The following is a 5,617-nucleotide window of genomic DNA, read 5'->3' on the forward strand; positions in this document are numbered from 1 at the left end:
ACGCTCCACCGCTCAACCACTCGCTCGCTACGAAGGGACACCCCCGTGAGCAACACCCTCAACTATCCCGAACTCGCGGAACTCATCCGGGCCCGGGCCGGCGTCGAGATCGACCCGGTCGAACTGGAGCGGCCCGGCGCCGATTTCGACGAGTTCGGCGTGGACTCCCTCGGCCTGCTCGGCGTGGTCGGCGAGCTGGAGAACCGGCACGGAGTCAAGGTCACCAACGGCGCGGAGTCGGCCAAGACCCCGGCCGAGTTCCTGGCCCTGGTGAACTCCGCCGTGACCGCGAAGGCGGGTGCCTGAGATGCCCGGACACACGGACAACGAGATCGTCATCGCGGCCCCGCTCGACCTGGTCTGGGAGATCACCAACGACCTGGAGAACTGGCCGCAGCTGTTCAGCGAGTACGCCTCGGTCGAGGTGCTGGAGCGCGACGGCGACCGGGTCACCTTCCGGCTGACCATGCACCCGGACGACGACGGCAAGATCTGGAGCTGGGTCTCCGAGCGCACCACCGACCGCCCCTCGCTCGCGGTGCGGGCCCGGCGGGTCGAACCCGGCCCGTTCGAGTACATGGACATCCACTGGGAGTACTCGGAGGTGCCGTCCGGCACCCGGATGCGCTGGGTGCAGGACTTCGCGATGAAGCCCACCGCGCCCGTCGACGACGACGGCATGGTCAACCACATCAACCGCAACTCCCGGATCCAGCTGCAGCTGATCCGCGAGAAGGTCGAGAAGAAGGCCGCGGAGCTCTGAGCCATGACCTCCCCCGCGACCGAGAACCCGACCGCACGGATCCACCGCGCCCTGATCGTCGCCCGGATGAAGCCCGACGCGGCCACCGGCATCGCCGAGGTCTTCGCCGACTCCGACAACCGGGGTGAACTCCCCCATCTGATCGGCGTCACCGGGCGCAGCCTGTTCCAGTTCGGCGACGTCTACCTGCACCTCATCGAGGCGGACCGGCCGCCCGGACCGGCCGTCGCCCAGGTGGTCGGCCACCCCGAGTTCCGCGCCGTCAGCGACGCGCTGACCACGTACGTCCAGGCGTACGACCCGGCCACCTGGCGGGGGCCGAAGGACGCGATGGCGCGCGAATTCTACCGCTGGGAGCGCCGCGGCTGAGCGCGGACCGGTGACACGACGAGCGGACACCCCGCGGGCCTCGGCCCCGGGGTGTCCGCTCGTTCCGTTCCTGGCGGGCAACGCCGACGGAGTGTCAGTGCGCTCCGGCGGGCAACGCCGTCATCGCGGCGAGCACGGCGCGCCAGTCCTCGCCGGGCTCCGGGGCCAGCGGCCCGGCGAGCGCGTCGGCCCGGTAGAGCCAGGGGCGCAGCAGCTCCGCCTCGGCCTCCGGGCCGTGCCCGACGGTGCTCGACGAGCCGAGCAGCCGGACCAGTTCGGCGGCGAACTCGGCCCAGGAGACATGGCCGGTGACGGCGTTGACGATCCGGCCGGGCGCGTGGCCGAGGCTCGCCGTCACCGCCCGGGCCAGGGCGGCGGAGTGCACCCAGCTGGCCCCGGCCCACCCGGCCGCGGGCTCCGGCAGCAGGATCGGGCGGCCGGCCAGCGCGGCCTGGTAGAGCTCCCCGGTGGCGCCCCAGCGGAGCTGGTCGCGCAGCCGCCGGTGCGGGCCCCAGACGATCGGCGAGCGGACCACCGCGACCGGGCCGAGCGCCGACGGGGCGGCGTCCAGCAGGATCCGCTCGCAGTCGAGCTTGGCCTGCCCGTACGGGGTGAGCGGTCCGGCCGAGGGGCCGCCCTCGGGGACCTCCCCGGGCTCCGGCCGGCCGTAGGCGTCGATGCTGCTGACGAAGACGAACCCGCCGGTGCCGCGCCAGCCCTCGACCAGGGTCCGCATGGCGGCGAGGTCGACGGCGTGCTCGGTGAAGGTGCAGGCGGCGTGGATCACGGTCTCCGCGCCCTCGACGGCCCGGCGCAGGCTGTCCCGGTCGGCGAGGTCCCCCTCGGCGACCTCCACCCCGGCCCCGGCCACCAGGTGGGCCGACTCGGGGCGGACCAGGGCGCGCACGGGGCGGCCCTGGGCGAGGAGCTCCTGGAGCAGGGCGGCACCGACGCCGCCGCTGGCGCCGGTGAGCAGCACCGTCCCGGCCCGGGTGGCGGGGACGGCCCTGGCGCCGGAGGCGGTACGGCGGGCGGCGGTGCCGCGTTCGGCGGCGCGTTCGGCCAGCAGGGCGGCCAGGGCGCGGGGGGTCCGCCGCTCCAGCACGTCCAGGCCGGTCAGCGGCAGGCCGAGGCGCGCGCGGAGCCGCTCCGCCAGTTGCACGGCCACCAGGGAATGGCCGCCCAGACCGAAGAAGTCGCCCTCGGCCGACGGCCGGGTGCCGAGCAGTTCGGCGAAGACCTCGCGCACGGTGTCCAGGTGGGCGGTGGGCGCGCCGGGGAGCCGGCCGGGGTCGAGGGCGCCGTCGGCCCGGCGCGGGATGCGGTCCAGCAGGGTGACGGCGAGCGGGAGCGCGCCAGGCTCCGCGAGCCGGCGGCGCAGCGCCGCCCGCAGCTCGGCGCCGCTGGGGGCGACCGGGCCGCTGACGGTCGCGTAGGCGAGGGCGGGGCCGTGCTCGCTGAGGTGCAGGGCGGCGTCGGTGACCCGGGGGTCGGCGAGCAGGGCGGCGACGGCGGGGTGGTGCTCACCGACCGGCTGCTTGCCGGGGAGACGCTCGTCGCCGAGTCGCTCCCCGGGGAGGCGGGACAGCGGGCGGTCGGCGTCGGTGGCGACGGCCGTCAGCAGGTCGGCGAAGACGGTGTGCAGCCGGCCGGCGGTGGCCGCGTCCAGGGCGGCCGGGTCGTGCTGGAGCAGGCAGCGCGGCCTCGGGCCGTCCTCGACCAGCAGGGTCAGGCCGAACTTGGCGAGCCCGAGGTCGACCTCCACCGCCTCGGCGGTGAGGCCCGGCAGCGTCAGCGGCTCGACCGGGTGGACCAGGTCGCAGCTGACGGCGAGCAGCGGGGTGCCGTCGGCGCCCCGGGCGGCGGCGCCGAGGCGTTCGACGACCAGGTCGAAGGGCACCTCGTGGTGTTCCTGGGCGTCCAGCAGGGCGGCGCGGACGACGGCCAGCAGCTCGGTGAAGACCGGGTCGCCGTCGGGCTCGGGCAGCCGGGCGCGGACCGGCAGGGTGTTGACCTGGAGGCCGATCAGCCGCCGCAGTTCGGGCCGGGCGCGGTGGCCGCCGGCGCAGCCGAGCACCAGGTCGGAGCCGCCGGTGGCGGCGCGCAGGGCCGCGAAGGCGGCGGCCAGGACGACGGTGAACGCGGTCGCGCCGTGCCGGGCGCCGAGCCGGCGCAGTCCGTCCATGGTGTCGGCGGTGAGCGGCGCGCTGTGCAGGACGGCGCGGCGCTCGGGGGTGCCGGGCGGGACGGGGCGCAGCAGCGGCAGCGGGCCGGCGCCGGTGAGCCGGGCGGCCCGGGCGGCGGCCGCCTCGGCGAGCCGGTCGTCGCGGGCGCGTTCCCAGCGGGCGTAGTCGGCGTACTGGAGCTCCGGCTCGGGCAGGTCGGCCGGGCGGCCCTCGGCGGCGGCCGCGTACAGGGCGCCGAGTTCCTCGGCCAGGACGGGCAGCGAGCCGCCGTCGACGGCGATGTGATGGACCGTCAGCAGCAGGGTGTGGTCGTCCGGGGCGTGCCGCAGGAGCAGTGCGCGCAGGGCGGGACCGGCGGCGAGGTCGAACGGGCGGGCCGCCTCGGCGCGAAGCAGGGCGGCGGCGTCCTCGGGGTTGGCGTCCCGGACCGGGAGCGGCACCGGGGCGGGCGGTGCCGGTTCCTGGTGCGGTCGGTCGTCCTGGTGGCCGTAGCGGGTGCGCAGGATGTGGTGGCGGGCGGTGAGGCCGGTCAGGGCGGCGGCGAGGGCGTCCCGGTCCAGCGGGCCGCGCAGTCGGGTGGCGAGCGGGACGTGGTAGCGGGGGCCGCCCTGGCCGAGGCGGTCCATCAGCCACATCCGCTGCTGGGCGTGGGACAGCGGGGCCGGGCCGGGGGCGGTGCCGCGCGGGACCGGGCCGGCGGCCGGGGTGCCGGGCGCGGGCGTCCTGGTGCGGCCCCGGGCCCGGCGGAGCAGTTCGGCCTGGTCGATCGGGGCGGTCATCGGGTGGACTCCTGGGGGTGGGCGCCGGCGCTCACGAGGTCGGGCTCGACGGAATCGGTGGGATCGGCCGCGAGCAGGGCGCGTTCGATCAGGGCGGCCTGGCCGGCCACCGTGGGGCGGTTCAGGAAGTCGCCGAGCGGCAGCTCGACGCCCAGGTCCTCGCGAAGGTCGTCGACCACCCACATGGCGAGCAGCGAATGGCCGCCCAGGGCGAAGAACTCCGCCTCGGGGGTAGTCACTTCGACCTCCAGGGCGCGCGACCAGGCGGCCGCGACGACCTGCTCGATCGGCCCGAGGACGGCGCTCCCGGCGGCGGGCCCGGCGTCCGCGGCGACGGGTTCGGCGGCGGCCTCGGCCGGCTCCTCCTCGGCGGCCAGCGCCCGGCGGTCGACCTTGCCGCTGCCGGTGAGCGGGAGGGTGTCCAGCACCGTCCAGGCGGTCGGCACCAGATGGGCCGGGAGGCGCTCGGCGAGCCGCCGGCGCAGCGACTCGGGCACCGGGCGGACGCCCTCGGCGGCGACCACGAAGGCCGTGAGCGCGGCGTCCTCGCGCCCCGCGCGGCGCACCACCACGGCTGCCTCGGCGACCTCGGGCAGTCCGCACAGCGCGTGCTCGACCTCGCCGGGCTCGATCCGGTAGCCGCGCACCTTCACCTGGTCGTCCAGGCGGCCGTGGAAGTCCAGGGCGCCGTCCGGCCGCCGGGAGACCAGGTCGCCGGTGCCGTACGCCCGGCCCAGGCCGGGGAGTTCGACGAACCGCTCGGCCGTCAGCTCGGGCCGGCCGAGGTAGCCGAGCGCCAGCCGTCCGGTCAGCCAGAGTTCGCCGCGGGTGCCGTCCGGGACGGGCCGGCGGTCCTGGTCGAGGACGGCGGCGCCGGTGCCGCCGAACGGGCGGCCGATCGGCACCGGGCCCGCGCAGTCGGCGGGCCGGACGCGGTGCAGGGTGGCGAAGGTGGTGGCCTCGGTCGGGCCGTAGCCGTTGACCAGTTCGAGCCACGGGTAGGTCCGCAGCACGGCGCCGGCGTGCTCGGCCGCGAGCGCCTCGCCGCCGACGACGACGTGCCGCAGCACACCGAAGATCCGTGAGCCGTGTGCGGCGAGCTGGTGGAACAGGGCGGTGGCGAGCACGGCGTGGGTGACGCCGAACCGCTCGACGTCGCGGGCGAGTTCGGGCGAGTTCCTCCGCACTGGGGCGTTCGGCGGTCGGCACGGCGAGCGCGGCGCCGTTGGCCAGCGGGCCCCAGAGTTCCAGGGTGGAGAGGTCGAAGCCGGCGGAGGTGCGGACCAGCATCCGGTCGCCGGGCCGCAGCACGACCCCGTCGGCGGCGGTGACCAGCTCGGCGACGGCGTGGTGCGGCACCAGCACGCCCTTGGGGCGCCCGGTGGAGCCGGAGGTGAAGTACACGATGGCGGTGGCGGCCGGGTCGGGGTCGACCGGACCGGGCCCGTGCTCGTCGTCACCGGTCCCGGCGGGGCCGGTCTCGGTGAGCACCAGCGAGCGGTCCTCGGTCAGGTCGAGTT

5 protein-coding genes and 1 pseudogene are annotated in these 5,617 nt (G+C 76.7%); 3 read left to right on the forward strand and 3 right to left on the reverse strand.

Translation table 11 applies throughout. The annotated features are described in order from the left end of the window. Positions 1 to 45: 45 nt before the first annotated feature. Genes VR45_RS39165 through VR45_RS39175 form a run of 3 tightly spaced genes read left to right on the forward strand, consistent with a single transcriptional unit; the run spans position 46 to position 1,132 of the window. A complete protein-coding gene (locus VR45_RS39165; protein ID WP_030396294.1) occupies positions 46 to 306 on the forward strand; it encodes an acyl carrier protein in 261 nt (86 codons plus the stop codon). A gap of 1 nt (position 307) precedes the next feature. Beyond that, a complete protein-coding gene (locus VR45_RS39170; protein WP_045944734.1) occupies positions 308 to 763 on the forward strand; it encodes an SRPBCC family protein in 456 nt (151 codons plus the stop codon). Between the two features lie 39 nt (positions 764 to 802). Further along, positions 803 to 1,132: a TcmI family type II polyketide cyclase gene (locus VR45_RS39175; protein ID WP_045944736.1), complete on the forward strand. Its 330-nt coding sequence runs from the start codon at positions 803 to 805 to the stop codon at positions 1,130 to 1,132. Between the two features lie 94 nt (positions 1,133 to 1,226). On the opposite strand, the gene VR45_RS39180 is transcribed toward VR45_RS39175, so the two are convergent. The 3 genes and pseudogenes from VR45_RS39180 to VR45_RS50925 form a co-directional block, all read right to left on the reverse strand. Beyond that, positions 1,227 to 4,097, reverse strand: a complete 2,871-nt coding sequence (locus tag VR45_RS39180; RefSeq protein ID WP_045944735.1) for a condensation domain-containing protein — start codon at positions 4,095 to 4,097, stop codon at positions 1,227 to 1,229. Then, complete coding sequence (locus tag VR45_RS50375) at positions 4,094 to 5,284, reverse strand: non-ribosomal peptide synthetase (protein WP_052709723.1); 1,191 nt, start codon at positions 5,282 to 5,284, stop codon at positions 4,094 to 4,096. Before VR45_RS50375 ends, VR45_RS39180 begins: the two co-directional genes overlap by 4 nt. Before the next feature lie 55 nt (positions 5,285 to 5,339). Further along, positions 5,340 to 5,588: pseudogene (locus tag VR45_RS50925) on the reverse strand (AMP-binding protein); the annotation flags it as partial. Between the last annotated feature and the right edge of the window lie 29 nt (positions 5,589 to 5,617).

Origin of the sequence: Streptomyces sp. NRRL S-495, from assembly GCF_000966955.1 — a bacterium.
GTDB classification, from domain to species: domain Bacteria; phylum Actinomycetota; class Actinomycetes; order Streptomycetales; family Streptomycetaceae; genus Kitasatospora; species Kitasatospora purpeofusca.